The organism is Tsuneonella sediminis (genome assembly GCF_051912845.1).
Taxonomy (GTDB): domain Bacteria; phylum Pseudomonadota; class Alphaproteobacteria; order Sphingomonadales; family Sphingomonadaceae; genus Tsuneonella; species Tsuneonella sediminis.
In genome coordinates this window covers 1,531,479-1,557,461 of record NZ_JBNCBU010000001.1, presented here as the reverse complement: position 1 = coordinate 1,557,461, position 25,983 = coordinate 1,531,479, and the positions used below count along the sequence as shown (strand labels likewise).

Genomic DNA, 25,983 nt, shown 5'->3' with positions numbered 1-25,983 from the left:
GGCGCGGGGGCGCTCGGATGATCGATCTGTTCGCCCTCGCGCTGTCGCACGGCCTCCTGCTGCTCATGGTGTTGCGGCTGATGAGCCGTGAGGATCTCGATCGCGATCCCCCGCCGCCCACCCAGGGGAAAGCCGGGACGGAATGACCGATCTTGCGCTTCTCGGCTTCATCGCCATCGTCCTGCTGCTCGGCCTTCGCCGGCCCTTCGTCTGGGTGCTCGCCTACATCTACATCGACACGCTGGCGCCGCAGGACATCGGCTGGCGGTTCGTTTCGGCTATCCCGGTATCGCTGATCGCGTTCTGCGCCGCCTTCGCCGGGTGGCTTCTCGTCGATCCCAAGCGCGGTGCCCGGATGGGTCTGCGGCAGGTGCTGCTCTCCGCCCTCCTGGCGTGGTGCTTCGTCACCACGATGAACGCCGATTTTCCGGTCGAGGCGGCCCAGAAATGGGAGTGGGTCTGGAAAGCCCTCGTCTTCGCGATCTTCCTGCCCCTCACGCTCACCACGCGGCTGCGGATCGAAACCGCCATCCTGACGATGGTGCTTACGGCCGGTGCGATCATCATCAGCGGGGGAATCAAGACGGCGACCGGGGGCGGGGGGTACGGCGTGCTTCGCCTGTTCGTCGACAACAACACCGGTATGTACGAAAGCTCGACGATTTCGACCGTAGCGATCGCGATCATTCCGCTGGTCCTGTGGGCGATGAAGCATGGTACCGTGTTTCCGCCCGACTGGCGGGTGAAGGGGTTCGGCTATGCGCTGATCTTCGCCTGCCTGCTGATCCCGATCGGCACCGAGGCGCGAACCGGCCTGCTGTGCATCGCGGTCCTCGCGGTGCTCCTCCTGCGCGACGTCCGGCGGCGTTTCGTCTATCTTGGTCTCGCCGCCGCGCTGGGCGTGGTGGCGCTGCCCTTCGTGCCGAGCAGCTGGCATGCACGCATGTCCACGCTCGAGAACACCGATGCCGATACCTCCGCCTCGACCCGGGTGGCGGTGTGGGAGTGGACGATAGACTATGCCAGCGCCAACCCGATGGGCGGGGGGTTCGACGCCTATCGCGGCAACGAGTTCACCTACGAGGTGCCGGTCCGCACGGACCTCGGCGGCGGGAACACCGCGGTACGCTACGAGGACCACACCGACCGCGCGCGCGCCTATCACTCGGCGATATTCGAGATGCTGGGCGAACAGGGTTGGCCGGGTCTCGCCCTGTGGTTGTGGATCCACCTGCTGGGCTTGTGGCAGATGGAACGGATCCGACGCCGCTGGCGGGGACGGCCGGAGGCGGACCGGCAGTGGCAGGCGCCGCTCGCGGTCGCGCTCCAGTTCGCACAGGTCATCTATCTCGTCGGATCGCTGTTTCAGGGGATCGCCTACCAGCCGTTCGTGCTTACCCTGATCGGTGTGCAGTGCGGCTTGTGGACGTGGTGCCGGCTCGCCGATTCGCCGCGGCGCAAACCCGTTCGCGCGCCCGCGCCCTCGCCCGCGGCGGCAAATGCCGTAACGGCAGGGGCAACGCCGTTGCGCTAGCCGCCGACATGCGCCATGAGACTCGCCGGTTTACGTAAACGGCAAGTTACAAGGAGAGGCGCATGACCCCGCAGGAACTGCAGGCGAAGGTCGGCGAGACCATCGGCAAGAGCGAATGGGTGGAGGTCAGCCAGGAGCGGATCAACCAGTTCGCCGATGCGACCGGCGACCACCAGTTCATCCACATCGACGAGGAAAAGGCCAGGATGACGCCGTTCGGCGGCACCATCGCCCACGGTTTCCTCACGCTGTCGCTGATCCCGATGCTCCGCGCCAGGTCCGACTGCCCGCGTCCAGACGGCGTGAAAATGGGTGTCAACTACGGCGGCAACAAGGTCCGCTTCCTTGCCCCGGTTCGCTCCGGCAAGCGCGTGCGCGGCCATTTCAAGCTGCTCGAACTCACCGAGAAGCGCCCCGGCCAGTGGCAGGAAACCATGGAAACCACCATCGAGATCGAGGGCGAGGACAAGCCCGCCCTGATCGCCGAGTGGATCAGCCAGTTCTTCGTCTGATCCGCCTCCTCTCCGGGACCGGATCACCCAACCAGAAGTCAGGAATAGCCCATGTCTCGTGACGCCGTCATCGTCTCCACCGCCCGCACTCCGCTGACGAAAGCGGCGCGCGGAGCATTCAACAACACCACCGGGGCGACCCTGGGATCGTGGTCGATCAAGGCCGCGGTCGAGCGCGCCGGGCTCGAAGGCGCCGAAGTCGACGACGTGCTGATGGGCTGCGCGGTCCAGCAGGGCTCGACCGGCGGCAACGTCGCGCGCCTTGCCGCGCTGCGCGCCGGGCTGCCCGTAAGCGTGCCCGGCATGACGATCGACCGCCAGTGCTCGTCGGGCCTGATGAGCATCGCCACGGCTGCCAAGCAGATCGTCATCGACCGGATGGACATCTGCGTCGCCGGCGGGCTCGAATCGATCTCGAAGGTCGTCGGCAGCGGCAAGATGTTCGTCGAGCCCGACCGTGAACTGCTCGAGATGCACCCGCATATCTACATGCCGATGATCGGCACGGCCGAGGTCGTCGCGAAGCGCTACGGCATTTCGCGCGAGGCGCAGGACGAGTATTCGCTCCGCTCGCAACAGCGTACCGCGGCGGGCCAGGCGGAAGGCAAGTTCGACGACGAGATCGTCCCCTGCACCGCGACGATGGCGGTGGTCGACAAGGAGACCAAGGAAGTCTCCTACAAGGAAGTCACCGCGACCAGGGACGACTGCAACCGTCCCGACACGACCCTCGAGGGTCTCGCGAGCCTCAAGCCCGTGATGGGCGAGGGCGGGGTGATCACCGCGGGCAACGCCAGCCAGCTGTCCGACGGGTCTTCGGCCTGCGTGGTGATGGAAGCCGGGGTCGCGGCCAAGCGCGGCCTGGAGCCAATGGGCCGCTATGTCGGCATGGCGGTCGCCGGCACCGAGCCCGACGAGATGGGCATCGGCCCGGTCTTCGCCATCCCCAAGCTGCTCGACCGGTTCGGCCTCAAGATGGACGACATCGGCCTGTGGGAACTGAACGAGGCGTTCGCGGTCCAGGTGATCTACTGCCGCGACAAGCTGGGCATTCCGGACGACCGGCTCAACGTCAACGGCGGCTCTATTTCGATCGGCCACCCCTTCGGCATGACCGGCGCGCGCTGCGTGGGGCATGCACTGATCGAGGGCCGGCGCCGGGGCGTGAAGTATGCCGTGGTGACGATGTGCATCGGCGGCGGCCAGGGCGCGGCCGGACTGTTCGAAATCCTCTAGGAACCCGGCTCGCGGACTATCCGCCTATCGCGTCCTTCCAGGCGCGGTAGGGGGGATAGCCCGGCTGGTCGATCTCGATCCGCGCGATCGCGAGTTCGATCAGCCGTTCGATCGGCGCGTCGTCGGCAGGCCCCTCGCGGACATGGTCGGCGAGTGCGCGCATTTCATCGTGAGGGGCGAGCGGGCCGCGCGCGATCTCCCGTTCGGCGATCCCCAGCGCGTTGGCGGCGACCCTCTGCGCGAAGCCGGGGGCGACGCCGCGCTCGAGCGCGGCGCGAACCTCCGCGAGGATCAACGGGGCGGGCGGATCGGCGGCCATGGTGCGGGTCGCCCCGATCCCGGTGCGCCACGCCGGGTGACCGGGCGCGAGCATGCGCATGAGATCGAATTCGGTTTCGGAAGCGCGCCGTGCGATGACCGCGCCTTCGACCGACCGCGCGCCATCCATGAACGCGCGCGCCGCACCCGCGCACATCGTGCCCCAGTTCATCGTCTGATACACTTCCCAGGCATGGAGTTCGCCCCGGTCGACGGCCGCGCCGCCCGCGCGTTCGTACCCCGCGATCAGGTCCTCGCGCGTGCCGAACCCGCCCACCGGGAGGTCGGGCCGCTGGAACCGCCAGCTCGGCACGCAAAGCCAGGCGAGGTCGCTCGCCGGGACGCCGACGTGCGCCAGCTCCCAGTCGAGTACGGCGCGGATGCCGTCGGGTCCGACGACGAGGTTGCCGGTGCGAAAGTCGCCGTGCAGCAGCCGCAGCTCGCCGTGCCGGGGCAGGTTTTCCTTGAGCCAGCGGAGCGCGAATTCGAAGGCCGGTCGCGGCTGGCTGGTGTCCCGGTAGCGCTGTTCGAGCCCGGCAAGAGCGCGATCCGCGCTGCGAACCTCAAGTTCGGCCATGGCCGGGACCGCCACCGCATGCAGGCGGGCGAGGATGTCTCCGCACTGGCGTGCCATGGTCGCACGCGCCCCGGCAAGGGCGGGCGACCGGACAACGCGCGGGCCCAGCGTCTCGCCCTCGAGGCGCGCCATCCCGTAGGCATCGCCGACCGGCGAACCGTCGGGCACGACGAACGCGATAGCGGGCACCGGAACCCCCGCTTCGCCCGCGAGCCGGATCAGTCTTGCTTCGGCCGCTACACTGCCCAGCGCCTGCGACGATCGGGCCGCGCCGGGCGGATTGCGCCGCAGGACGAGCGGGCGGGGCGCTTCGCCGGGTATCGCCAGGTCGAAGCCCCACAGCTGCTTGCTGGCGCCCCCGCCGAGTCTCGCCAGCTTGGCGACGCACGCTCCCGCAAGTCCGGCGTCGCGCGCTGCCTGCTCGAGTCCGTAGCGGAGTGCCTCGACGTCGACCTCCATCGAGCCGGCGCCGCCGAGCGAAGTCCTCGATGTGTCCGCGCCTGCCGCCATCCGGCGGAAGACTGCCCGACGACTTCCGGTTGCGCAATCGGCACGCGCGCGGCACCACGCCCACCGGGAGGGACCAGCGCATGGATTTCACGATACCCGCCGACCTGGAGGCCTACTACGCCGAGCTCGAGGCATTCATCGAGGCGGAGATCGAGCCGCTCGTCGCGAAGGACGACAACGTCCGCTTCTTCGACCACCGTCGCGAGAACGCGCGGACCGACTGGGACGCGGGCGGCCTGCCCCGGCGCGAGTGGGAGGACCTGCTGCGACACGCGCGCAAGGCGGCCGACGAAGCCGGGCACTGGCGCTTCTCCGCACCGAAGGAATACGGCGGCAAGGACGGGTCGAACCTGTGGATGGCGGTCATCCGCGACCGCTTCGCGCAGCGCGGTCTGGGACTCCACAACGACCTTCAGAACGAACACTCGATCGTCGGCAATTTCCCCTTCGTGGCGATGTTCGACACCTTCGGCACCGAGGCGCAAAAGGAGGAGTTCATCCTCGGCGGCTTCGAAGGCACGCGCCGCGTCGCCTTCGGTTTGACCGAGCCGCATCACGGCTCCGATGCGACCTGGATGGAAACCCGCGCGGTGCGCGAGGAGCGCGACGGCGTTCCCGGCTGGCGGATCGACGGGGAGAAGATGTGGATCACCGGGATGCACGTCGCCACCCACTGCGCCACGTTCGCGCGCACCGGCGGTAAAGATGGCGATGCGCGCGGGATTACCTGTTTCCTCGTGCCCAATCCTTCCGCCGGCCTGAAGATCGAGGAGTGGATGTGGACGTTCAACATGCCTACCGATCACCCGCGCCTGAGCCTGAACGGCGTGTGGGTGCCTGAAGATACGATCCTTGGAGAGGAAGGCCGCGGCCTCGCGCTGGCGCAGAGCTTTGTCCACCAAAACCGCATCCGCCAGGCGGCATCGAGCCTCGGCGCGGCGCAGTTCTGCATCGAGGAAAGCGTGAAGTACGCCCGCGAGCGCAAGCCGTTCGGCGAGGAACTCGCGAGGAATCAGGCGATCCAGTTCCCGCTCGTCGAACTCGCCACCCAGTGCGAGATGCTGCGCCTGCTGATCTACAAGACCGCGTGGGAGATGGACAACATGCCCCACGAGGAGATCGAGCGGACGATCTCGGACAGGATCAGCATGTGCAATTACTGGGCGAACCGGCTGGTGTGCGAGGCGGCCGACCGCGCGATGCAGGTCCACGGCGGGATCGGCTATTCCCGGCACAAGCCGTTCGAGCACATCTATCGCCACCATCGCCGGTACCGCATCACCGAAGGGGCCGAGGAGATCCAGATGCGCAAGGTGGCGGCATATCTGTTCGGCTATCTCGGACCCCGGAAGGGCAAGTACGGCTGAGGACCTGAACACGCAGGAGAGGGGTGATGGGGATCGTTGAAATTCTCGGCGTCGCGGGCAGCGTCAGCCTTCTGGCGGGGTGGCGGCTCTACCTTGCGATCTTCGCCACGGGATTGGCGATGCGGCTCGGCGCGCTGCCGGTGCCCGAGCATCTTGCCGCGCTCGACGTGTTGGCGAACCCCTGGGTCATGGGCGCGGCGGCGATCGCCGCGCTGGCCGAATTCCTTGCCGACAAGATCGCTTGGCTCGACAGCGCGTGGGACACGGTCCACACCGTTGTGCGACCCGTCGGCGGTGCTTTGCTCGCGCTGGCGATCGTGGACCCGGGCGACCCTGCGTTCCAGGCGATGGCCTTCCTGCTCGGCGGGGGAGCGGCGTTTGCAGCGCACGCCGGCAAGGCCGGCTCGCGCGCGGTCGTCAATGCGAGTCCCGAACCGTTCAGCAACATTGCCGTCTCGTCGGTCGAGGACGTCGCCGCCGCGGGCCTGCTGTGGGCGGCGTACGAATATCCCTACATTGCAGTCGGGATTGCGGCCGTGCTGTTCGCGCTTACCGCGTGGTTGCTGGTGGTCGCCCGGCGAATGCTGCGCAGGCTGTTCGCGTCGGCCCGCCCCGCGCCGCCCGGCTAGGCGGCCGCCTTGAGCCGCCCCTTGCCGTGGCGGCCGATGAACGCCTCGACTGCGGGAGCTATGAGTTCGCGCCAGCGGCTGCCGTTGAAGATCCCGTAGTGCCCGGCGCCTTCCGCGAGGAGATATTGCTTCCGGCTCGCGGCCAGCCCGGTCGCGAGGTCGAGCGCGGCCTTCGTCTGGCCGATGCCCGAGATGTCGTCGCGCTCGCCCTCGACTGCCAGGATCGCGGTGTCGCGGATCGCGCCGAGATCGACCGGCCGGCCGCGGTGGACGAACGTGCCACCTGGCAGCGAGTGTTTCTGGAACACCTCCTCGACGGTCTGGAGGTAGAACTCGGCGGTCATGTCGCAGACCGAGCGGTATTCGTCGTAGAACGCCTTGGTCGCATCGGCACTCGCCTCGTCGCCCACCGTCAGGTGTTTGAACATCTCGTAGTGGCTCATCATGTGGTTGCCGAGGTTCATGCTCATGAACCCGGCAAGCTGGAGGAAACCGGGATAGACCCGCCGGCCCGCGCCGGCGTATTGCAGCGGCACCGTGGCAATGACGTTGTGGCGGAACCACTCGATCGGCCGCTGCATCGCCATGTCGTTGACTGTCGTGGGCGAACGACGGGTATCGATCGGGCCGCCCATCATCGTCAGCGTGGCGGGGCGCGACGGGTGCCTGGCGGCATTCATCACCGCAGTGGCGGCAAGAGCGGGCACCGACGGCTGGCACACCGCGACGACGTGCGCATCCTCTCCGATGAACTCGAGAAAATCGACCAGATAGTCGATGTAGTCGTCGAGATCGAAGCGCCCCGCGGCTGCGGGAACCGTCTTGGCGTCGGCCCAGTCGGTGATGAACACCTCGCAGCGTTCCACCATGCGTTCGACCGTGCCGCGCAACAAAGTCGCGTAATGCCCGCTCATCGGGGCGACGATCAGCACCCGCGGCGCATCGCCGGGAAGACCGTCATGCCCGAACCGGCGCAGGTCGCCGAACGGACGCGCACGCACGATCGCCTCGGTCACCGCGTGCGGCTTGCCATCGACCGTGACCGTCTCGATTCCGAAAGCCGGCTTTCCCCGCGGCTGGGTCGCATGCGCAAACACTTCCAGCGCGCTCGCGGCATAGGGGCCAAGGCCCATGTAACCCATCGGCATGCGCGGGTTGGACATCAGTTCGGCGCCGATTGAAGCCCATGCGCTGACACCGCTGAGCCAGGCGCGCTGCAATTCGTATGCGTGATAAAGCAAAACCCGTTCGTCCCCTGCTGGATAATCGCCTCTGCCGGGCGTTTGCGGTGAGCAACCTGCCCGTGTTCGTTTCGTTGTGCAACGCACAACCCGCGGTTTCGGTCCGTCCGGCTGTCGAGCTCTGTGGATTTCCCCTCCGCGCTTGCCTATGTCCGCCGCATGGACGCGAGCCCTTCCGCCGATACCGCGGTCACCGACGAACCGGGCGAGCGCGCGCCGAAGGCGCGCAGCATCCGGCCGCTGTTGATGATCTGGCGTCAGGCGCTGCACTATCCCGCGCAGGTCGCGTTCGCGCTTGTCGCGCTGGCAGTCACCGCGGCGGCCACCCTGGCCATTCCGGCCTATTTCAAGGTGCTGATCGACCGCGGGTTCTCGCAAGGCGGCGACGTCGAGGGTATCGAGCACGCGGTGCGCCTGCTGTTCGGCGTCGTCGTGGTCCTCGGGCTCGGCACGGCGATGCGGTTCTACTTCGTCAGCTGGCTGGGCGAACGGGTGGTCGCCGATATCCGCGAGCGGGTGCAGGCCAACCTCCTGCGCCTCGCGCCCGGCTTCTACGAAGAGAACAGCCCCAAGGAAATCTCCAGCCGGATGACCAGCGACACGACGCTGATCGAACAGGTCGTCGGCACGACGGTGTCGGTGGCACTGCGCAACGTGCTGATGGCCGTGGGCGGGACGATCTACCTGTTCACGCTGGTGCCGACGCTGACGATGTGGATGGTGCTGATCATTCCCGCGGTCGTGATCCCGATCACCGTCTTCGGCCGCCGCCTTCGCAAGGTGTCGCGTACGAGCCAGGACCGCGTGGCGGACATCGGTGCAATGGTGACCGAGGTCCTCGGCGCGATGAAGATCGTGCAGGCGTTCAACCAGGAAAACCGCGAGCGCGCGCGGTTCGACGCCGCGGTCGAGGCGACCTTCGCCACCGCGAGAAGGCGCATCCTGATCCGCGCGGCGATGACGGCGCTCGTCATCATGATCGTGTTCGGGGCGATCGTCCTCTTGCTGTGGCGCGGCGCGGTGGGCGTTGCGAGCGGCGAGATCTCGGGCGGCACGATCGCCGCCGTGGTCCTGACGGCGGGCCTCGTGGCCGGTGCGTTCGGCGCGCTGACCGAGGTCTACGGCGACCTCCTGCGGGGAGCGGGCGCGGCGAGCCGTCTGGCAGAGCTGCTGCACGAGGAACCGGCGATCGCGCCCCCGGCTCGGCCCGAGGCGTTGCCCGTGCCCCCGCGCGGGAGTCTCAGCTTCCGCAACGTGTCTTTCCGTTATCCCACGCGGCTCGAAAGCCCTGCACTGCGGGACTTCACGCTGGAGGTCCAGCCGGGCGAGACAGTCGCGATCGTCGGGCCGTCGGGGGCCGGCAAGTCCACCATCTTCCAGCTGGCCGAGCGGTTCTACGATCCCCAGGCGGGCACCATCCGGCTCGACGGGGTGCCGCTGACCAGCGCCGATCCGGCCGAGATCCGCAGGCGTATCGCCTTCGTCCCCCAGGAAGGGATCCTGTTCAGCGCGGATGCGCGCGACAACCTGCGCTACGGCAACTGGAGCGCGACCGACGAGCAGATCTGGGAGGCGGCGCGCGCTGCGAACGCCGATCGCTTCCTCCGCGAGCTTCCCGACGGCCTGGACACCTTTCTCGGCGAAAACGGCACGCAGCTTTCGGGCGGCCAGCGGCAACGTGTCGCGATCGCCCGCGCGCTTCTTCGCGATGCGCCGATCCTTCTCCTCGACGAGGCGACGAGCGCGCTCGACGCGGAAAGCGAACGGCTCGTCCAGGACGCGCTCGACCGGCTGATGAAGGATCGCACCACCCTGGTGATCGCCCATCGCCTTGCCACGGTGCGCGCCGCCGATCGCATCGTGGTCATGGACGAAGGCCGGATCGTGGAACAGGGCAGTCACGGCATGCTTGCCGCGGGCGGGGGTCTCTATGCCCGGCTCGCAGAACTCCAGTTCGGCGCGCACGAGGCTGCGTGAAGGCGAGCAGCCGGCCTTGGGCCGTTCATCGCGGCCTAAGCTGCTGTAATCCATCAACGCGATACCAGTTTCGACCAACGACATGGACGAGGCGGCCGCGATACGCTTGGCAGTTGCGCGGCGCGCGCGCGTTCGCGTCAGCCAGATAAAGCCGAGGGACCATAATGATCGACAGAATTTTCGCCGTTGGGGCCAGCGCGCTCGCGCTTGCATTCGCTGCCCCCGCGGTTGCGCAGGACGCTTCTGCACCGGCTGCCGAGACCGCAACTCCCACCATGAGCTTCGGTGAGTGGGGCTTCGATCCGTCCGGCATCGACCACTCGATCGACCCGGGCGACGATTTCTTCGCCTACGCCAACAGCAAGTGGCTGAAGGCGAACCCGCTTCCGCCCGAGTTCAGCCGTTATGGCGCGTTCACCCTGCTGGCCGAGAAATCGACCGCCGACGTCAAGGCGCTCGTCGATGAGCTGACGGCGAAGGATCGCGCCGCGCTGACCGCCGATGAGAAGCGGATCGTCGATGCGTACGAGGGATTCCTCGACACCGCCGCGATCGATGCGGCTGGCCTCGACCCGGCAAAACCCTACCTTGAGAAGATCCGCGGTGCGGAGACTCTCGCCGACCTCGCCACGCTGTGGGGAGCGGTCGGCTATCCCTCGCCGGTCGGGGGATACGTCTCGGTCGATGCCAAGGAACCCACCCGTTACTCGGTGTACATCGGCTCGGGCGGCCTCGGCCTTCCAGATCGCGATTATTACCTCGACGAAGGCGACAAGGGGAAGGCGATCCAGGGCAAGTATCGCGAATACCTCGCTTTCATGCTCGGCCAGGCCGGATACGACGATGCCGCGGGCATGGCTCAGAAGGTCTACGACTTCGAGGACCAGATCGCGCGCAAGGTATCCTGGGACCGCGCGACGCGCCGCAATCGCGACCTGACCTACAACGCATTGAGCCCCGCCGAACTCGGAAAGATCGATCCGGCGTTCCCGATGGCGGCGCTGCTCGCTTCGGCGAAACTGGCCGACACCGACCGCTACATCATCGGTGATCTTCCGCCCACCGCCGCACGGGCGGCCCAGCTCGGCCTCGATGCTGGCACCCTTGCGAAGATCGGCGGCGGGACCCCGGCGATGATGGCGCTGCTCCAGGCCACCCCGGTCGAAGTCCTGCAGGCCTGGACGGTCAAGGGCTTTCTCGGCGCCAACGCAGCCGCGCTGCCGAGCGCGATCGACGAGGCGCAGTTCGACTTCTACGGGCGCACGCTCAACGGCACGCCGCAGCAGCGGCCGCGCTGGAAGCGTGCCATCGGCGAGAGCGAGAGCCTGCTCGGCGAACTCGTCGGCGCGGCCTATGCGCAGCGCTACTTCCCGCCGGAAAACAAGAAGGCGATGGTCGAGCTGGTCGAAAACCTGCGCAAGGCCATGGGGATCAGCATCCGCGAGAACACGTGGATGAGCCCGGAGACGAAGAAGGAGGCCTTGGCAAAGCTAGCCGCGTTCGATCCCAAGATCGGCTACCGCGACAACCTCGAGACCTACGAAGGCCTCGAGATCATGCCGGGCCAGCCGCTGGCCAACCGCATGGCCGCCGCGCGCTGGGAGCACGCCGACATGGTCTCGAAGCTGGGCGGACCGATCGACCGCACCGAGTGGGGCATGCTGCCCCAGACGGTGAATGCCTACTACAACTCGACCAAGAACGAGATCGTCTTTCCGGCCGGCATCCTGCAGCAGCCGTTCTTCGGGCTCACTGCCGACCCTGCGGTCAATTACGGCGGGATCGGTGCGGTGATCGGCCACGAAATGGGTCACGGCTTCGACGACCAGGGTTCAAAGAGCGACGGCACCGGGATGCTGCGCAACTGGTGGACCGACAAGGACCGCGCCGCGTTCGACAAGCGTGGCGACATGCTGGTCGAGCAGTACGGCAAATTCTGCCCGTTCGACGATGGCAAGACCTGCGTGAACGGCAGGCTGAGCCTCGGCGAGAACATCGGTGATGTCGGCGGCCTTAGCCTCGCCTATCGCGCCTACCGCCTGTCGCTTAACGGGAAGGAGGCGCCAGTGATCGACGGCCTGACCGGCGACCAGCGGTTCTTCCTCGCCTGGGCGCAGGTGTGGCGCGCCCAGACCCGGGATGCTGCGATGCGCCAGCGGCTGGTGACCGGACCCCACAGCCCCGAGCAGTACCGGACCAACGGCGTCGTCCGCCAGATGGATGCCTGGTACAAGGCGTTCGACGTCACCCCCGACGATGCGCTGTACCTGCCGCCCGAACAGCGTGTGAGCATCTGGTAAGGCGGGCACGAATGCGGTGAGGGCGGGGCAGTCGCTTGACTTGCCCCGCCCTTGCTTCATGAGGCGCGCCGCATGGGACTGATACTCACCGCGATCCTGCTCGGCATGCTCGAAGGGCTGACCGAGTTCCTGCCGGTCTCCTCCACCGGACATCTCATCCTTGCCCAGGCGCTGTTCGGGTACGACCCGGCGCAATGGTCGCAATTCAACATCGTCATCCAGCTCGGCGCCATCTGCGCCGTACTGGTCAATTATCGCCAGCTTTTCTGGGACATGGGCACCGGCGTCCTGCGGCGCGAACCGGTCGCCATCCGCTTCGTGCGCAACATCCTGCTGGGTTTCCTGCCCGCCGCGGTCATCGGCCTGTTCGCAAAGGACGCGATCGACGTCATGCTGGGCAGTCCGCTGGTGGTGGCGACCGCGCTCCTCGTCGGCGGCGTCGCCATGCTCGTGCTCGAGCGAACGATCAAGCCACGCGCCGATACCGGGGTGGCAGAGCTGTCGGCCCGCACCGCTATGGCCATCGGTCTGGCCCAGTGCCTCGCGATGATTCCGGGCACCAGCCGGTCGGGAGCGACGATCCTCGGCGCGCTGGCACTCGGCGTCGGACGCAAGACCGCGGCCGAGTTTTCCTTCTTTCTCGCGGTGCCCACGATGCTTGGCGCCGCCACCGTCAAGGTGTTCGACGACCCGGCACTTATCGCGGGCGAGGCGGCGATCGGCTGGACTGACATCGCGGCGGGATTCGTGTCGGCCTTCATTGTCGCGCTGATCGTGATCCGCCTATTCGTCGCCTACGTATCACGTCACGGGTTCGCGCCGTTCGCCTGGTACCGGATAGTCGTCGGCGGCGCGGCGCTGGCATGGCTCTTGCTGCGCTAGCGGCAGTCGTCGTTTCGTCGCAATTGAAGGAACCTTCCGCAGTTTCGGAGCTTGTTCGCTCGATACGGAAGTTTTCAAGCGAGCTAAGTGGTGGGTTACATTGTATTAATGGCCGTCGGCGGCGTTTTTGCGTGGCTGGCCTCGATACTCACGCGGGGCGACGACATGCGCTCGATCGCGTTCAATCTCATCGCGGGGATCGCCGGGGCGATCGTGTTCGGCGCGCTGGTAAGTGGCGAATCGCTTGTCTTGGGCGTGTCGGCCACCGCGCTGTTCGCGGGTATTGCAGGCGCGGCCGCCTTGCTGGCTGTTCTCGCGGTTACCCGCACGCGAATGGCTCGCTGATCCTGCCACAATTTCGACTTTTTTACCGGGGCCACCCTTGATATGCAGGGGGCCCATCCAAAAAGGGGAAGACTGTAATGAAGAAGCTCATTGCCATTTCGTCGGCGCTCGCCCTCGGCCTCACCGTCGCGGCTTGCGACGGCCCGAAGGAAAACGCCATGGAAGACGCCGGCGAACAGAACGCCGAAGCCGTAAACGAGCAGGCCGAGGCCATGGAAGACGCCGGCACGATGACCGACGAACAGGCCGATGCCGTTACCGACGCGGCCGAAGACAAGGCCGATGCGATGGAAGAGGCCGGCGAAGCTGCTGACGAGACCGCTGCGCAGTAAGCCGACAACTATCGAATACAAGACGGCCCCGGAGCGATCCGGGGCCGTTTTTCGTTTGGGTTCAGACGGGTTTTGCCCCGCTGCCGCGACCCCCGCGCAGAAGATATTCCTGCGTTCCTTCGTGGACGACATTGTCGAGATCGATCACCGCGCTGTTGGCATAGGTGAAGCCCGGGGGCAGCGAACGGTACAGCCGGTCGAAGTCACGCTCGACGGTCTGCCGGTACAGGTCCTCGAAGCTCTCGATCACGAAATAGGTCGGCTGCAGATCGCTGATGACATAGTCGGTGCGCATGACCCGGTCGACGTTGAGCATGATACGGTTGGGGCTTTTCGCCTCGGTCGCATAGACCACTTCGGTCGGGCCCGAGAGGATGCCCGCCCCGTACGCCTTGATGCCGCCGGCCTCCTCGATCAGCCCGAATTCGACCGTGTACCAGTAGAGCGCGCCCAGCGCCTTCAGCCTGTTGTAGCGCATGGCCTTCCACCCCGCTCGGCCATACTCCTGCATGTAGTCGGCATAGACCGGGTCGGTCAGCATCGGCACGTGACCGAAGACGTCGTGGAACACGTCGGGTTCCTGGATGTAGTCGAAGGTCTCGCGCGTGCGGATGAAGTTGCCCGCCGGGAAGCGCCGGTTGGCAAGGTGCCAGAAGAAGACGTGATCCGGGATCAGCATCGGCACCGGGACGACGGACCATCCGGTCAAGGCCGACAGGTCCTCGCTCAGCTTGCCGAATTCAGGCACGCCCCCGCGGTTGAGGTTCAGTTTCTGCAGGCCGGCCATGAATGCGCTCGCGGCGCGCCCGGGCAATACGTCCATCTGGCGCGCAAACAGGTCGTTCCAGATCGCGTCGTCTTCGGTCGAATACTGCGCCTGCGCCGGCTCGAGCCAATCCTCGCCCACGTGCGCCGGGCGCTTGAGCGGGGCGGTGAAGACGTCCGCCGGAAGATCCGGCAGCGAGGCGAAGTCCTCTTCGGGTTTTGCGAGCGTTGCCATGGTTGCAACCGTAACTACTAGCACCGCTTGCCGGTGCCCGCAAACGGGTGTCAGGCGGCGCGTTCGAATATGGCCGCGATCCCCTGGCCGCCCCCGATGCACATTGTCTCAAGCCCGAACCGGGCCTCGCGGCGGACCATTTCATGGGCCATGTCCGCAAGGATGCGACCCCCCGTCGCGCCGATCGGGTGGCCGAGGCTGATCCCCGAACCGTTGACGTTCAGGATCTCCATCCTGCCGTCGTCAGCCGACCAGCCCCAGCCCTTCAGGACGGCGAGGACTTGCGGGGCGAAGGCCTCGTTGAGCTCGACGAGGTCGATATCGTCCCACCCCATCCCGGTGCGTGCGAACAGCCGCTCTACCGCCGGGACCGGGCCGATGCCCATCCGGCTGGGGTCGCAGCCCGCCGCGGCGTAGCCGGTGAACCACAGCATCGGTTCGAGCCCCAGTTCCCCGAGCATGTCCTCGGCGACGACAAGACACGCGGCGGCCGCGTCGTTCTGCTGGCTGGCGTTCCCGGCCGTCACCACGCCGCCCTCCAGCGCGCGGAGCCTGCCCAGGGATTCCATGCTGGCATCGGCGCGGAAGCCCTCGTCCCTCGCGAACAGGACCGGGTCGCCCTTCCGCTGCGGCACCTCGACGGGCACCAGCTGCGCTTCGAACCGGCCGGCATCCCATGCGGCGGCTGCGTTGCGGTGGCTGCGGACCGCGAAGGCATCCGCCTCTTCGCGCGATATGCCGTAGTCCCTGGCAAGGTTTTCGGCGGTCTCGATCATGCCGGAGATTACCCCGAATCGCTCGACCGGCTGGCTCATAAGGCGTCCGCGGGTAAGCCGGTCCCACAGCTCTACGTTGCCCGCCTTCACGCCCCCGCGCAGGGCAGTGGTGTAGTGCTCGACGTTCGACATGCTCTCGCAGCCGCCGGCAACGACGACGTCGGCATGGCCGCTTTCGATCATCATCGCTGCGTTGACGACTGCCTGCAGGCCCGATCCGCAGCGGCGGTCGAGCTGGTAGCCCGGCACCTCGATCGGAAGGCCCGCGGCGAGCCACGCCCAGTGACCGATCGCCGGCGCCTCGGCGTTGCCGTAGCCCTGGCTGAACACGACGTCGTCGACGCGGGCCGGATCGATCCCGCTGCGCTCGACGAGTGCCTTGAGGATGACGGCACCAAGCTGGCCCGCCTCGAGCGGGGCGAGCGTGCCGAGAAACCTGCCCACCGGCGTACGCAGCGGGCTGACGATCGCGGCCCTGCGCCCGGTCCTTCCGATGCTCATGCGCGCTTCCTCAATCCTGTCCTGTCACTGGTGTCGACCACGCCGCGGTCGATCAGATCCCCGATCACGCCGGATGACAGCCCCAGCCGCTCGGCCAGGACTTCCTCGCTGTGCTGGCCGAGATAGGCGGCGGGTCGCGGGTTGCCGGCGTGCTCGCCGCCAATATGGGCGAGCGACCGCGGGGCGGGGTATTCGAACCCGCTCGGGTTGGCGGGCGAAGGGCCGAAAAGCGGATTGTCCGTCACCAGTTCGCGGTCGGTCACCGCCTCGTGCATCGTGCGATAGCGTTCGAACGTCGCGCCTGCCGCCGCCAGCGCTTCGGCAAGGTCGGCGTAATTGCGGCGCCCCGCCGCGTCCTGGACGATGGCGAACAGCGCATCGCGGTGGACAAAGCGATTGTGGTCGGAATGCGCGAACTCCACCCCGGTCTCGCCCTCGAGCGCGGCGACCGGGGCGGCGATGTCGAGCGCCTCGACCATCGCCCGCCACTGTTTGGCGGTCAGCACTGCCACCATGAACCGCTTGCCGTCGCGGCTGGTGAAGTCGCGGCCCAGCGCCCCCCAGATCGCGTTGCCGAGGCGCGGTCGGTCGGCACCACGATAGAGCATTTCCGCGAGCGCGCCCGAATTGGCGACGGTGCCGATCATCACGTCGCCCAGCGGCAGGCGTACCTCGCTTCCAGCGCCCGTAAGGGTCCGGTGGTGCAGCGCCGCCAGTAGCGCGAATGCGCCGTACGCGCCGGTGATGAAATCCCACGCTGGCAGGACCTGGTTGACCGGCGGAGCCGTGGCCGCGTCCCAGTCCTCCGGCCCTGTCATCAGGGGATAGCCGCTCGCGGCATTGACGGTGAAGTCCATCGCCTGCCGACCGTCGTGCCAGCCCATCACGCGGACCGAGATCAGGTCGGATCGCCCCTCGCTTACCGCCGCGTGGTTCAGGAAGCTCTGCTCGGGCAGGTTGGTGACGAGCTGGCCGGTCCTTCGCGCCAGCTCGACGCACAACTCGCGCCCCTCTGGCGAACGCAGATCGAGCGCGACCGACTTCTTCGCGCGGTTGAGGTTTTCCCACGCAAGACTGCGGCCCTCGTGCGTCTGCATGTAGCGATCGTAGTCGAGCCCGCCGCCGATCTGGTCGACCCGGATGACCTCGGCCCCCATCTGCGCACAGTAAAGCCCGATCGTCGGCGAGGCGACGAAGCTCGATACCTCGATGATCGATAGGTCGGAAAGAAGACGGTACATCTAGGCGTGCGCGGCGAAATCGCGCAGCATGTGCTTGGCGATCTGCAGCTGGAGGATCTGCGTGGTGCCCTCGTAGATGCGGTAGATGCGCGCATCGCGGAAGAACCGCTCGGCGTCGTATTCGGCGAGGTAGCCCGCTCCGCCGTAGATCTGGACCACCCGGTCGACCACGCGGCCGCACATCTCGGAAGCGAAGACCTTGAACGCGGCCGCCTTGCGCAGGATGTTCTCGCCCGCGTCGGCCCGCGCGGTCACGTCGGCCATCATGCATTCGGCGGCGTAGATCTCGGTTTCGCTCTCGGCGAGCATCTGCTGGATCAGCTGGAAATTGGCGATCGGCTCGCCGAACGCCTTGCGCTCCGTGGCGTAGCGCAGCGCGCTGTCAAGCGCGCGGCGGGCATAGCCGGTCGAGGCCGCGCCGACCGATATCCGCCCGTTGTCGAGACTCTTCATCGCGAAGACGAAGCCCTTGCCCGTCTCTCCGCCCAGCAGCGCATCGCCAGGGACGTGCACGTCGTCCAGGATAACGTCGGCGATGTGGCTGCCGGCCTGGCCCATCTTGTGATCGGGACTGCCGACCGACACCCCGGGGGTGTCCATCGGCACGATGAAGGCGGATACGTGCGCGTTCTTGGGCAGATTGTCCTTCTCGGTGCGCGCCATGATCAGGCCGACCGACGCATGCGGCGCGTTGGTAATGTAACGCTTGGTGCCGTTCAGTATCCAGCCGTTGCCAGCCGGGTCGGGTTTCGCGGTGGTCGCCATCGCCGCGCTGTCGGACCCGCTGCCGGGTTCGGTGAGGCCGAAGCAGGCGATCTCGCCCGCGGCGATGCGCGGCCACCACTCGGCCTTCTGCGCCTCGGTGCCGCCGTTCTTGATCGCGGAGTTGAACATCCCAACGTTGATCGAGAAGATCGAGCGGAACGCCGGCGCGGCGTAGGCCATCGTCTTCACGACGCGCGCATATTGCGACGTGCTGAGGCCGGCGCCCCCATATTCCTCGGGCACGGTCAGGCCGAACAGGCCCATCTCGCGCATCTCGTTCACGATCGCGTCGGGAATGCGGTCTGCCTCGATCACCTCCCGCTCGGCGGGGATCAGGCGCTCGCGGACATAGCGCTCGAGCTGGTCGATGAACTGCTCGAACAGGTCCGGATCCATACCGCTCATTTAATCCTCTCCCGCAAACTCCGGTGTCTGTGTCGCCGATGGCGCCGCGCTCGGCAAGGCCTCTGGGGGAGGGCGGCGTTCGTCCAGCATCGCGGCCGCCTCGTCGAGCGCCTTCGCCTCGTCCACGGTGACGCCGCCGGGGCCGGGATCGGTGTCGGCAGGCGTGCAGGCGGACAGGACGACGGGGGCGAGAGCCAGCGGAACGGCGATCCGGATGCGCATCACGGATGCCATACTCGCATATCGAAAAAGAAAAAGCGGGCGAATCGCGCCAGCCGCGATCCGCCCGCCCCCTGGCGGCACAATGGCGAGTGCCCTTACTGGGCGTCGGTTGCCGTCTCGGCGGCAGCGGCTGCAGCCTGCGCGCGCGCGGCCACCTCGGCGGCGTTTGCTCCGGCCTCCTCGGCGGTGGCCTGCGCGGCATCCGTCGCCTCGGCGGCGGTATCCGCGGCAGCATTGGCCTTCGGATCGGCTACCGGTTCCTCGGTCACGCCGGCCATCGCCTCGTCGGCGGGCATCTCGACGGTATCGGCCTCGGCCGCGGTCGAGGCGTCGTCGGTGCTGCCGCACGCGCCAAGGACAAGGGTCAGCGGCAGGGCGACGAGGGCAAACTTCTTCATGGGTGGTCTCCTTGATCGGGTTCGCACTGCTCCTACTCGCGCCACATTCGCGCCGCAATCGCCTCTGTCCACAAGCGGTGCATTTCCATCGTACGGCAGCCTGTGCCAAGGCGGCGCGCAATGGCGACGGTCGCATCTGCTCCCCCTGCCGGACCTGCGCTGTCTGAAGCGCGCGCGAAGCTGCGCACGATCTTCGGGTTCGACGATTTCCGCGGAGTCCAGCCACAGGTCGTCGAGCGCGTGCTGGCCCGGCGATCGACGCTGGCTGTCATGCCGACCGGCGCGGGCAAGTCGCTCACTTACCAGCTGCCCGCGACGATGCTGCCGGGAACCTGTGTCGTCGTCAGCCCGCTGATCGCGCTGATGCACGACCAGCTGCGCGCCGCCCGCGCGAACGGCATCGCCGCCGCCACCCTGACGAGCGCCGATTCCGACTGGCGCGAGACGGTCGGCGCGTTCCGAGCCGGCGAGCTCGACCTGCTGTACGTCGCGCCCGAGCGCGCGTCGCAACCCGCCTTCCGCGAGCTGCTGGCAAGCGCCGAGCTGGCGCTGTTTGCGATCGACGAGGCGCATTGCGTCAGCGAGTGGGGCCACGATTTCCGGCCCGACTACCGCCAGTTGCGACCGTTGATGGATGCCTTCCCGACGGTCCCCCGGCTGGCGCTGACCGCGACCGCCGACGCGCACACGCGAACCGACATCCTGGCGCAGCTCGGCATCCCGGAGGACGGCGCGATCATCGCCGGGTTCGACCGCCCGAACATCCACTACGCGATCCGCCACCGCGACAATCCTGTTCGCCAGCTCGCCGACCTGCTGCTGAACGAACCGGGGCCCGGGATCGTCTATGCGCCGACCCGGGCGAAGGTCGAACAGATCGCCGGCAAACTGGCGGCTGCGAGCGAGCGCCCGGTCCTGCCTTATCACGCGGGCCTGGAACCGGGCGTGCGCGCCGCCAACCAGGCCGCGTTCGTCGAGAGCGAGGACATGGTAATCGTCGCAACGATCGCGTTCGGAATGGGCATCGACAAGCCCGACGTGCGTTTCGTCGCACATGCCGGAATCCCCAAGTCGATCGAGGCCTATTATCAGGAAACGGGCCGCGCCGGTCGCGACGGCGACCCTGCCCGCGCGATCATGCTGTGGGGCGCAGGCGATTTCGCCACCGCGCGCCAGCGCATCGCGGAGGTGGCCGAGGACCGGCGCGCGTCCGAACGCACCCGACTGGATGCGCTGGGGGGTCTGGTAGAAACCGCCGGGTGCCGACGCGCGGTCCTCCTGCGCCATTTCGGCGAGGAACCGCCCGATCGCTGCGGCAACTGCGACAACTGCATCGAGGCGCCCGGCGTGATCGACGCCACCCAGCTTGCGCAGAAGCTGCTCAGCGCGGCCTACCGAACCGGGCAGAGCTTCGGTTTCGGCTACCTGCAAAAGGTCCTCACGGGGATCGAGGACGAAAGGGTCGTCCAGCGTGGTCACGACGGGCTGAGCGTTTTCGGCATCGTCAGCAGCGACGAAGCACGGCTGCTTCCGCCGCTCGCCCGGGCACTGCAGGCACGCGGCAGCCTCGTTGCGACCGAGCACGGCGGTCTTCGGCTCGGCGGCGATGCCAAGGCGATCCTCAAGGGCGAACGCGCAGTGTCGATCGCAAGCCCTCCGGTGCGGGGTCGCTCACGGCGGCGGGGCGCGGACGGCGCAGCCAACCCGGTGGGCGACCCGCTGTTCGATGCGCTGCGCGAGGAACGCCGCTCGATCGCGCGCGAGGCGGGAGTGCCGCCCTACGTGGTGTTCCACGACGCCACCTTGCGCGAAATGGCTGCCGCAAGGCCGCGCACGCTGGCACAACTAGCGCAAATCGCCGGGGTCGGGACCAAGAAGCTCGAAGCCTATGGCGAGGCGTTTCTGGCGGTCCTGCGCCAACACTGACCGGCACCGCCAGCCACATCCGGTTGCCCCCGGGGAGCAAGAGTGGCGGCGACCGCCGGACAGCACCCGGCGATCGCCGCAGGGAGGCTACTTGGCCGAGTAGGGCAGCGAAGAGTGGTGAAGGACTATGCGCAGCTTGCCCTCGCCGTCGCGCACGTACCCCCAGGTCTTGTCGACCCGCGTCATGTTGCCCTTGTCGTCCCACATCGACACGTTGCCCATCGACATCGCGCTGCTGCCGGCGATCAGGATGCCGGCGTTCTCACTCTTGCAGCTGCGCCAGTGCTTCAGCGCGAAGCCGCCATCGTCAGGATAGGCGGTGTTGTCGCCCACGAAATAGGAGAGCGCTCCGTCACGGGTCGTGCGGAAGGTCCGGGGGGCCACCGTCAGGGTCGGTTTGAACAACACCGGACCCTTTTGATAAGCATACGCGCTATCGATCACCTGCCCCGCCAGTGTCTTGGCGGCAGAAAGACCGTTGGTATCGGCCTCGGTCGCGATCGCGACGAGCGCGTTGCACCAGGCCTTTTGCGCATCTTCGACCTCGCCAACCGTGATCGGCGCGTAGGTGGCGACCTGTGCGGCCGGGGCGCCGCCTTCGTGGTGTTTGGCCTGGACCGGCGCTGCGACAAGGGCGAGGCCCGTGGCCAGCGGGGCCAGCAGATAGGTGGTCTTCATCGGCATTCTCCTTTTCGTGCGGTTGCTGGGGTGGATTATGGCTGGCTCGGGTTGTGCGGCAGCTGCGGGGCGGCGTCCTCTCCGTGGCGGGTCTTCCACAGCGAAAAGAGCACGCCGCCCGCGATCAGCGCGGCGGTGACGCCAAGGCTGAGCACCGGAGGAAACTTGTCCCCACCCAGCACGAAGTCGGCGACGAAGATTTTAGACCCGATGAACACCAGCACGGCGGCGAGCGCGTACTTCAGGTAATAGAAACGGTGCACCATCGCTGCGAGCGCGAAGTAGAGCGCGCGCAGGCCGAGGATCGCCATGATGTTGCTGGTGTAGACCACGAAGGTGTCGGTCGTGATCGCGAAAATCGCCGGGACGCTGTCGACCGCGAACACGAGGTCGGCGAGGTTGATGACCACCAGGGCAAGGAACAGCGGGGTCGCTGCGGTGACCGTCCGTCCGGTCTTATCGTCGGCGATCTTCACGAAGAAATGCTGACCGTGCAGCTCGCGCGTCACCCGCATGCGGGCCGAAATCCAGCGGATCACGGGATTGCGCGCGATGTCGGGCTCTTGATCGCCGGCGAAAAACATCTTCACGCCCGTGAAGACGAGGAACGCGGCGAAGATGTAGAGCACCCAGTACGCTTCGGCGACGAGCGCTGCACCGCCGGCGATCATCAGCCCGCGCAGCACTATGACGGCGACGATGCCCCACAGTAGCGCGCGGTACTGGTACCTGGGCGGTATTGCGAAATAGGTGAAGATCAGGCTGATGACGAACACGTTGTCGATCGACAGCGCCTTCTCGATGAAGAAGCCGGTATAGTACTTCATGCCGAGATCGGCCCCGCGTTCCAGCCAGATCCACGCACCGAACGCGAGCGCGATTCCGATATAGAACGCACTCAGCCGCAGGCTTTCCGCGATCCCCATCTCGCGGTCCTCCTTGTGAAGGACACCGAGATCGAAGGCGGTGAGCGTGATGACGATGCCCAGAAAGGCCAGCCAGAACCAGACCGGCGTTCCGAGCCAGTCGTAGACGAGGAAATCCATCGGGATGCGCTCCGCGAGAAACCTTGAAATGCCGGGCGCGCCGACATGGCACGCCCGGCAAAGAGCCTAGCGGGCGGGTGCCGGTCGCCGCATCGCGCGCGCTAGGCGGTCCCTGACCGCGAGCTTGAGCTTCCTGAGGCGGAGGATTTCGAATGGATCGGGCAGCCTGCGCATTTGCGCTGCCGCGATCATCCGGTCGAGTTTCTGATGACGTTCCATAAGGCGGTAGAGCCGGTCGGACATGTGTCGTCTCCCTGTCGAACGAGTTGCAGTTCGATCGGAGTTGCCGACACCGGCGGGCGTTGGGGAAGGGGGTGAGCCCAGGCCCGGCATCGGCAACATCCGATGCGGTCCGACATCACGCGACGCCCGGGCCTGGTGGCCCCTGCGCCGCGCCAGAGGGGCCCGGTTCCGCGTCATCGAGATGGGGCGCCTCGATCCGGGTTCAAGTGCAGCTTGCAAAAAATCATGGTCGATATAAAAGTGATATCAAATTAGTATCGAGGGAGTGATTCGCATGTCGGTCGAACTCAGGGGAATGACGAAGAGCCGCGAGGTGCCGGCATCGGCATTCAACGGATACGTCATGCTGTTGGTGCTGCTGGCGGTAATCGCGGTGGGCACCTGGCTGGTCGTGGGCGGCGCGCCGCCGGCGGGCGCGGACAAGGCCGCCAAGCTGGCGTTCGCCGGGCGGATCGTGGGCGCGATCATCGCCGCTCTTTTCGTCAGTATCGGCTTCTACATGATCCAGCCCAACCAGGCGGCGGTGCTGACGCTGTTCGGGGCGTACAAGGGGACCGACCGGACCGAGGGACTGCGCTGGGTGTGGCCGTGGATCGCCAAGAAGAAGATCTCCGCCCGCGCGCACAACGTCCACTCGGACCGGGTCAAGATCAACGACCTGAAGGGCAACCCGATCGACATCGCCTGCAACGTCGTCTGGCGGGTCGCCGATACCGCCCAGGCCAGCTTCGACGTCGACGACTTCAAGGAGTTCGTGAATATCCAGATCGAGGCGGGCCTGCGTACTGTCGGAGCTCGCCATCCCTACGACGATCTCGAGGAGGAGGAGACGACTCTGCGGGGCAGCCCCGACGTCGTCAATTCCGAGCTCCAGGCAGAGCTCAACGAACGGCTCCACGTGGCCGGCATCGTGGTCGACGAGGCGGGCCTGACTCACCTTGCCTATGCGCCCGAGATCGCCGGCGCCATGCTCCGCCGCCAACAGGCGGAGGCGGTGATCGCGGCGCGGGCCAAGCTGGTCATGGGCGCCGTGACGATGGTCCAGATGGCGCTCGAGAAGCTTAGCGCCGACGAGATCGTCGAACTCGATGACGAGCGCAAGGCGACGATGGTGTCGAACCTGATGGTGGTGCTCTGCGGCGAGCGCGAAGCGCAGCCGGTGGTCAACGCCGGCACGCTCTACCAGTAGGGCGTACATGGCCGATCCGCCGCCAAGGAAGGCCTTCGCGCTCCGACTCGATCCGGCGGTCCACGCCGCGGTCGAGCGGCTGGCGGCGGCCGATCTTCGCAGCGTAAACGCCGAAATCGAAGTGCTCGTGCGCGAGGCGCTCAGGGCCCGCGGAATCGAGATCGGTACCACGCGGGCGCCGCGTCGCGGCCGCCCGCCCACGAAGGACTAGACTTATGCTGCACCGCATCTTCGGGCCGGGCGACTGGTTCGCGGCCAAGAAACACGGCCGGGGATCGGGATTTCCCGTCGCCTGGCAGGGCTGGGCCGTCGTCGCGGCCTATGTCGGTATCGTCGCGGGGCTGTCGCTGCTGCTCGATCCGCCAAGCCCGACCGGTTATGCGCTCTATGTCGCGGGGCTGGTGTCGTCGACCGTCGCATTCATGCTGATCGCGCGCGCGCGGACGCCGGGCCGCTGGCGCTGAGCGCCTTAGACCCCGGTTAACCATTCTTGCCTATCGAGGGCGGCATGGACAGTCTTGCCCGCACTCCGACCGCCCGGCCTCCGCTCAGGTTTGTCCTGCTCGTCGCAGTGCTGGCCGTGGCCGCGATCCCGGCCGCCGCGGTCGTCGCGCAAGGAGGGACAGCGGCCTTCACGGTGCTCGAGACGGGGCGCGGCTATCCCACCCTTCAGCAGGCGGTGGACGCGATCGGCAGCGGCCGGGGGACGATAGCCGTAGCGCCGGGGACCTATCGCCAGTGCGCGGTGCAGCAAGCCGGCGAAGTGACTTACGTTGCCTCTGAACCCGGCAGATCGGTGTTCGAGCGCGCCACCTGCGAGGGCAAGGCCGCGCTGGTCCTGCGCGGCCGGTCCGCGCGCGTGGCCGGGCTGACCTTCCGCGGCATGCGCGTCGCGGACGGCAACGGGGCGGGCATTCGCCTCGAACGGGGCGACCTGACGGTCGCCCAGAGCTGGTTCCTCGACAGCCAGCAAGGCATCCTCAGCGCGAGCGATCCCGCAGGCACTGTCGTCATCGACAAGAGCACGTTTTCCGGCCTCGGCACGTGCGAGAACGAGGCGGGCTGCGCGCATTCCATCTACATCGGCGATTACGGACATCTGCGGGTCACCCGCAGCCGCTTCGAGCGCGGCACCGGGGGGCACTATGTCAAGGCGCGGGCGAAGCGGGTGGAAATCGCCAGTTCCAGCTTCGACGATTCGCAGGGGCGGGGAACGAACTACATGATCGACCTGCCGGATGGATCCACCGGCCAGATCACGAACAACTGGTTCGTCCAGGGAGCCGACAAGGAAAACCACTCGGCGTTCATCGCGGTGGGCGCCGAGGATGGTTTGCATTCCGCCGACGGGCTTTCGATCGCGGGCAACGATGCCCGCCTCGCGCCGGGGGTGCGGCGTTCGACCGCCTTTGTCGCCGACTGGTCCCGCGATCGTCTCGCGGTCGGACCCAACGCGCTCGGCGTCGGCATCAGGCCCTACGAGAAGCGCTGAGACGGAACCCGAGGTCGCCAGTGCCCGTTGTGCGGGCAAGGAGAGCGGCATGGCAGGCGGATGGACGCGCGACGGCGCTGTTCAGGACCAGATCGACGACACCGTGAGCGACGCGGTCGCCGCCGCCCGCGCGCGCACGCCGAAAGGGGCCGGCGCGGACCATTGCGACGATTGCGGTGAGCCGATCCCCCGGCGCCGGCGCGAGGCCCTGCCGGGAGTGCGCACCTGCGTCGCCTGCCAGGCGGAAAGGGACGGGGCCGTGCGCCATTCGGCGATCAACCGGCGGGGCAGCAAGGACAGCCAGTTGCGTTGACGAACCGGCCGCATGCCGCCAACGCGGG

At 67.3% G+C, this 25,983-nt stretch carries 28 protein-coding genes; 17 read left to right on the top strand and 11 right to left on the bottom strand.

Translation table 11 applies throughout. The features are described from left to right. Positions 1-17: 17 nt before the first annotated feature. From ACPV3N_RS07925 to ACPV3N_RS07910, 4 genes are all read left to right on the top strand, one after another. Positions 18-146 (top strand): hypothetical protein, encoded by a 129-nt coding sequence (locus ACPV3N_RS07925; protein ID WP_440116396.1) that lies wholly within the window; start codon positions 18-20, stop codon positions 144-146. After that, positions 143-1,534 carry a DUF5935 domain-containing protein gene (locus ACPV3N_RS07920; protein WP_440116394.1) on the top strand — a complete coding sequence of 464 codons (1,392 nt, stop codon included), beginning with the start codon at positions 143-145 and terminating at the stop codon, positions 1,532-1,534. The genes ACPV3N_RS07925 and ACPV3N_RS07920 overlap by 4 nt, the downstream gene beginning before the upstream one ends. 62 nt (positions 1,535-1,596) lie before the next feature. Next, entirely contained in the window at positions 1,597-2,046 is a 450-nt protein-coding gene (locus ACPV3N_RS07915) for a MaoC family dehydratase (RefSeq protein WP_440116392.1), read from the top strand. Between the two features lie 51 nt (positions 2,047-2,097). After that, positions 2,098-3,282 carry an acetyl-CoA C-acyltransferase gene (locus ACPV3N_RS07910; protein WP_440116390.1) on the top strand — a complete coding sequence of 395 codons (1,185 nt, stop codon included), beginning with the start codon at positions 2,098-2,100 and terminating at the stop codon, positions 3,280-3,282. Positions 3,283-3,298: 16 nt separating this feature from the next. On the opposite strand, the gene ACPV3N_RS07905 is transcribed toward ACPV3N_RS07910, so the two are convergent. After that, entirely contained in the window at positions 3,299-4,687 is a 1,389-nt protein-coding gene (locus tag ACPV3N_RS07905; protein WP_440116388.1) for a phosphotransferase, read from the bottom strand. A gap of 80 nt (positions 4,688-4,767) precedes the next feature. Between ACPV3N_RS07905 and ACPV3N_RS07900 the strand changes: the two genes are divergently transcribed. Together ACPV3N_RS07900 and ACPV3N_RS07895 are read left to right on the top strand one after the other, a co-directional pair. Beyond that, the gene (locus ACPV3N_RS07900) at positions 4,768-6,054 is read left to right on the top strand and encodes an acyl-CoA dehydrogenase family protein (RefSeq protein ID WP_440116386.1); all 1,287 of its coding nucleotides are present in this window, start codon (positions 4,768-4,770) and stop codon (positions 6,052-6,054) included. A gap of 26 nt (positions 6,055-6,080) precedes the next feature. Next, the gene (locus ACPV3N_RS07895) at positions 6,081-6,683 is read left to right on the top strand and encodes a DUF4126 domain-containing protein (RefSeq protein ID WP_440116384.1); all 603 of its coding nucleotides are present in this window, start codon (positions 6,081-6,083) and stop codon (positions 6,681-6,683) included. Here ACPV3N_RS07895 and ACPV3N_RS07890 read toward each other — a convergent pair. After that, positions 6,680-7,924: a polyhydroxyalkanoate depolymerase gene (locus tag ACPV3N_RS07890; RefSeq protein ID WP_440116382.1), complete on the bottom strand. Its 1,245-nt coding sequence runs from the start codon at positions 7,922-7,924 to the stop codon at positions 6,680-6,682. The two genes, ACPV3N_RS07895 and ACPV3N_RS07890, sit on opposite strands and share 4 nt — an antisense overlap. A gap of 159 nt (positions 7,925-8,083) precedes the next feature. Between ACPV3N_RS07890 and ACPV3N_RS07885 the strand changes: the two genes are divergently transcribed. From ACPV3N_RS07885 to ACPV3N_RS07865, 5 genes are all read left to right on the top strand, one after another. After that, the gene (locus tag ACPV3N_RS07885; protein ID WP_440116380.1) at positions 8,084-9,901 is read left to right on the top strand and encodes an ABC transporter transmembrane domain-containing protein; all 1,818 of its coding nucleotides are present in this window, start codon (positions 8,084-8,086) and stop codon (positions 9,899-9,901) included. Between the two features lie 164 nt (positions 9,902-10,065). Beyond that, a complete protein-coding gene (locus ACPV3N_RS07880; RefSeq protein ID WP_440116378.1) occupies positions 10,066-12,201 on the top strand; it encodes a M13 family metallopeptidase in 2,136 nt (711 codons plus the stop codon). A gap of 72 nt (positions 12,202-12,273) precedes the next feature. Then, entirely contained in the window at positions 12,274-13,083 is an 810-nt protein-coding gene (locus ACPV3N_RS07875; protein ID WP_440116376.1) for an undecaprenyl-diphosphate phosphatase, read from the top strand. Between the two features lie 108 nt (positions 13,084-13,191). Further along, positions 13,192-13,428, top strand: a complete 237-nt coding sequence (locus tag ACPV3N_RS07870) for a hypothetical protein (protein WP_440116374.1) — start codon at positions 13,192-13,194, stop codon at positions 13,426-13,428. A 77-nt stretch (positions 13,429-13,505) separates the two neighbouring features. Continuing rightward, on the top strand, positions 13,506-13,760 hold the full coding sequence (locus ACPV3N_RS07865) for a hypothetical protein (RefSeq protein ID WP_440116372.1): 255 nt from the start codon (positions 13,506-13,508) through the stop codon (positions 13,758-13,760). Between the two features lie 61 nt (positions 13,761-13,821). Here ACPV3N_RS07865 and phhA read toward each other — a convergent pair whose 3' ends face one another. The 6 genes from phhA to ACPV3N_RS07835 all read right to left on the bottom strand — a co-directional run bounded on the left by phhA (position 13,822) and on the right by ACPV3N_RS07835 (position 19,068). Beyond that, positions 13,822-14,760: a phenylalanine 4-monooxygenase gene (gene phhA / locus ACPV3N_RS07860; RefSeq protein WP_440116370.1), complete on the bottom strand. Its 939-nt coding sequence runs from the start codon at positions 14,758-14,760 to the stop codon at positions 13,822-13,824. A gap of 50 nt (positions 14,761-14,810) precedes the next feature. Next, positions 14,811-16,037, bottom strand: coding sequence for an acetyl-CoA C-acetyltransferase (locus tag ACPV3N_RS07855; RefSeq protein ID WP_440116368.1), 1,227 nt, complete (start codon positions 16,035-16,037; stop codon positions 14,811-14,813). Then, positions 16,034-17,278: a CoA transferase gene (locus ACPV3N_RS07850; RefSeq protein WP_440116367.1), complete on the bottom strand. Its 1,245-nt coding sequence runs from the start codon at positions 17,276-17,278 to the stop codon at positions 16,034-16,036. The genes ACPV3N_RS07855 and ACPV3N_RS07850 overlap by 4 nt, the downstream gene beginning before the upstream one ends. Then, positions 17,279-18,439, bottom strand: coding sequence for an acyl-CoA dehydrogenase family protein (locus ACPV3N_RS07845; RefSeq protein ID WP_440117486.1), 1,161 nt, complete (start codon positions 18,437-18,439; stop codon positions 17,279-17,281). Between the two features lie 9 nt (positions 18,440-18,448). After that, positions 18,449-18,682 (bottom strand): hypothetical protein, encoded by a 234-nt coding sequence (locus tag ACPV3N_RS07840; protein ID WP_440116365.1) that lies wholly within the window; start codon positions 18,680-18,682, stop codon positions 18,449-18,451. An 83-nt stretch (positions 18,683-18,765) separates the two neighbouring features. After that, a complete protein-coding gene (locus ACPV3N_RS07835; protein WP_440116363.1) occupies positions 18,766-19,068 on the bottom strand; it encodes a hypothetical protein in 303 nt (100 codons plus the stop codon). Positions 19,069-19,188: 120 nt separating this feature from the next. Here ACPV3N_RS07835 and recQ point away from each other — a divergent pair, with 120 nt between their 5' ends. Then, positions 19,189-20,994 (top strand): DNA helicase RecQ, encoded by a 1,806-nt coding sequence (recQ, locus tag ACPV3N_RS07830; RefSeq protein ID WP_440116361.1) that lies wholly within the window; start codon positions 19,189-19,191, stop codon positions 20,992-20,994. A gap of 87 nt (positions 20,995-21,081) precedes the next feature. Here recQ and ACPV3N_RS07825 read toward each other — a convergent pair whose 3' ends face one another. From ACPV3N_RS07825 to ACPV3N_RS07815, 3 genes are all read right to left on the bottom strand, one after another. After that, positions 21,082-21,672, bottom strand: a complete 591-nt coding sequence (locus tag ACPV3N_RS07825; RefSeq protein ID WP_440116359.1) for a metal-independent carbonic anhydrase family protein — start codon at positions 21,670-21,672, stop codon at positions 21,082-21,084. A 35-nt stretch (positions 21,673-21,707) separates the two neighbouring features. Then, on the bottom strand, positions 21,708-22,718 hold the full coding sequence (locus tag ACPV3N_RS07820) for a TerC family protein (protein ID WP_440116357.1): 1,011 nt from the start codon (positions 22,716-22,718) through the stop codon (positions 21,708-21,710). A gap of 66 nt (positions 22,719-22,784) precedes the next feature. Beyond that, complete coding sequence (locus tag ACPV3N_RS07815; protein ID WP_440116355.1) at positions 22,785-22,961, bottom strand: HP1242/YdcH family protein; 177 nt, start codon at positions 22,959-22,961, stop codon at positions 22,785-22,787. Positions 22,962-23,235: 274 nt separating this feature from the next. Between ACPV3N_RS07815 and ACPV3N_RS07810 the strand changes: the two genes are divergently transcribed. Genes ACPV3N_RS07810 through ACPV3N_RS07790 form a run of 5 tightly spaced genes read left to right on the top strand, consistent with a single transcriptional unit; the run spans position 23,236 to position 25,955 of the window. Further along, the gene (locus ACPV3N_RS07810; protein ID WP_440116353.1) at positions 23,236-24,150 is read left to right on the top strand and encodes an SPFH domain-containing protein; all 915 of its coding nucleotides are present in this window, start codon (positions 23,236-23,238) and stop codon (positions 24,148-24,150) included. Between the two features lie 7 nt (positions 24,151-24,157). After that, positions 24,158-24,361: a type II toxin-antitoxin system antitoxin gene (locus tag ACPV3N_RS07805; protein WP_440116351.1), complete on the top strand. Its 204-nt coding sequence runs from the start codon at positions 24,158-24,160 to the stop codon at positions 24,359-24,361. Between the two features lie 4 nt (positions 24,362-24,365). Continuing rightward, positions 24,366-24,614, top strand: a complete 249-nt coding sequence (locus tag ACPV3N_RS07800; protein ID WP_440116349.1) for a hypothetical protein — start codon at positions 24,366-24,368, stop codon at positions 24,612-24,614. A gap of 44 nt (positions 24,615-24,658) precedes the next feature. Beyond that, positions 24,659-25,642: a right-handed parallel beta-helix repeat-containing protein gene (locus ACPV3N_RS07795; RefSeq protein WP_440116347.1), complete on the top strand. Its 984-nt coding sequence runs from the start codon at positions 24,659-24,661 to the stop codon at positions 25,640-25,642. A gap of 49 nt (positions 25,643-25,691) precedes the next feature. Beyond that, positions 25,692-25,955, top strand: coding sequence for a DksA/TraR family C4-type zinc finger protein (locus ACPV3N_RS07790; RefSeq protein ID WP_440116345.1), 264 nt, complete (start codon positions 25,692-25,694; stop codon positions 25,953-25,955). Positions 25,956-25,983: the final 28 nt, after the last annotated feature.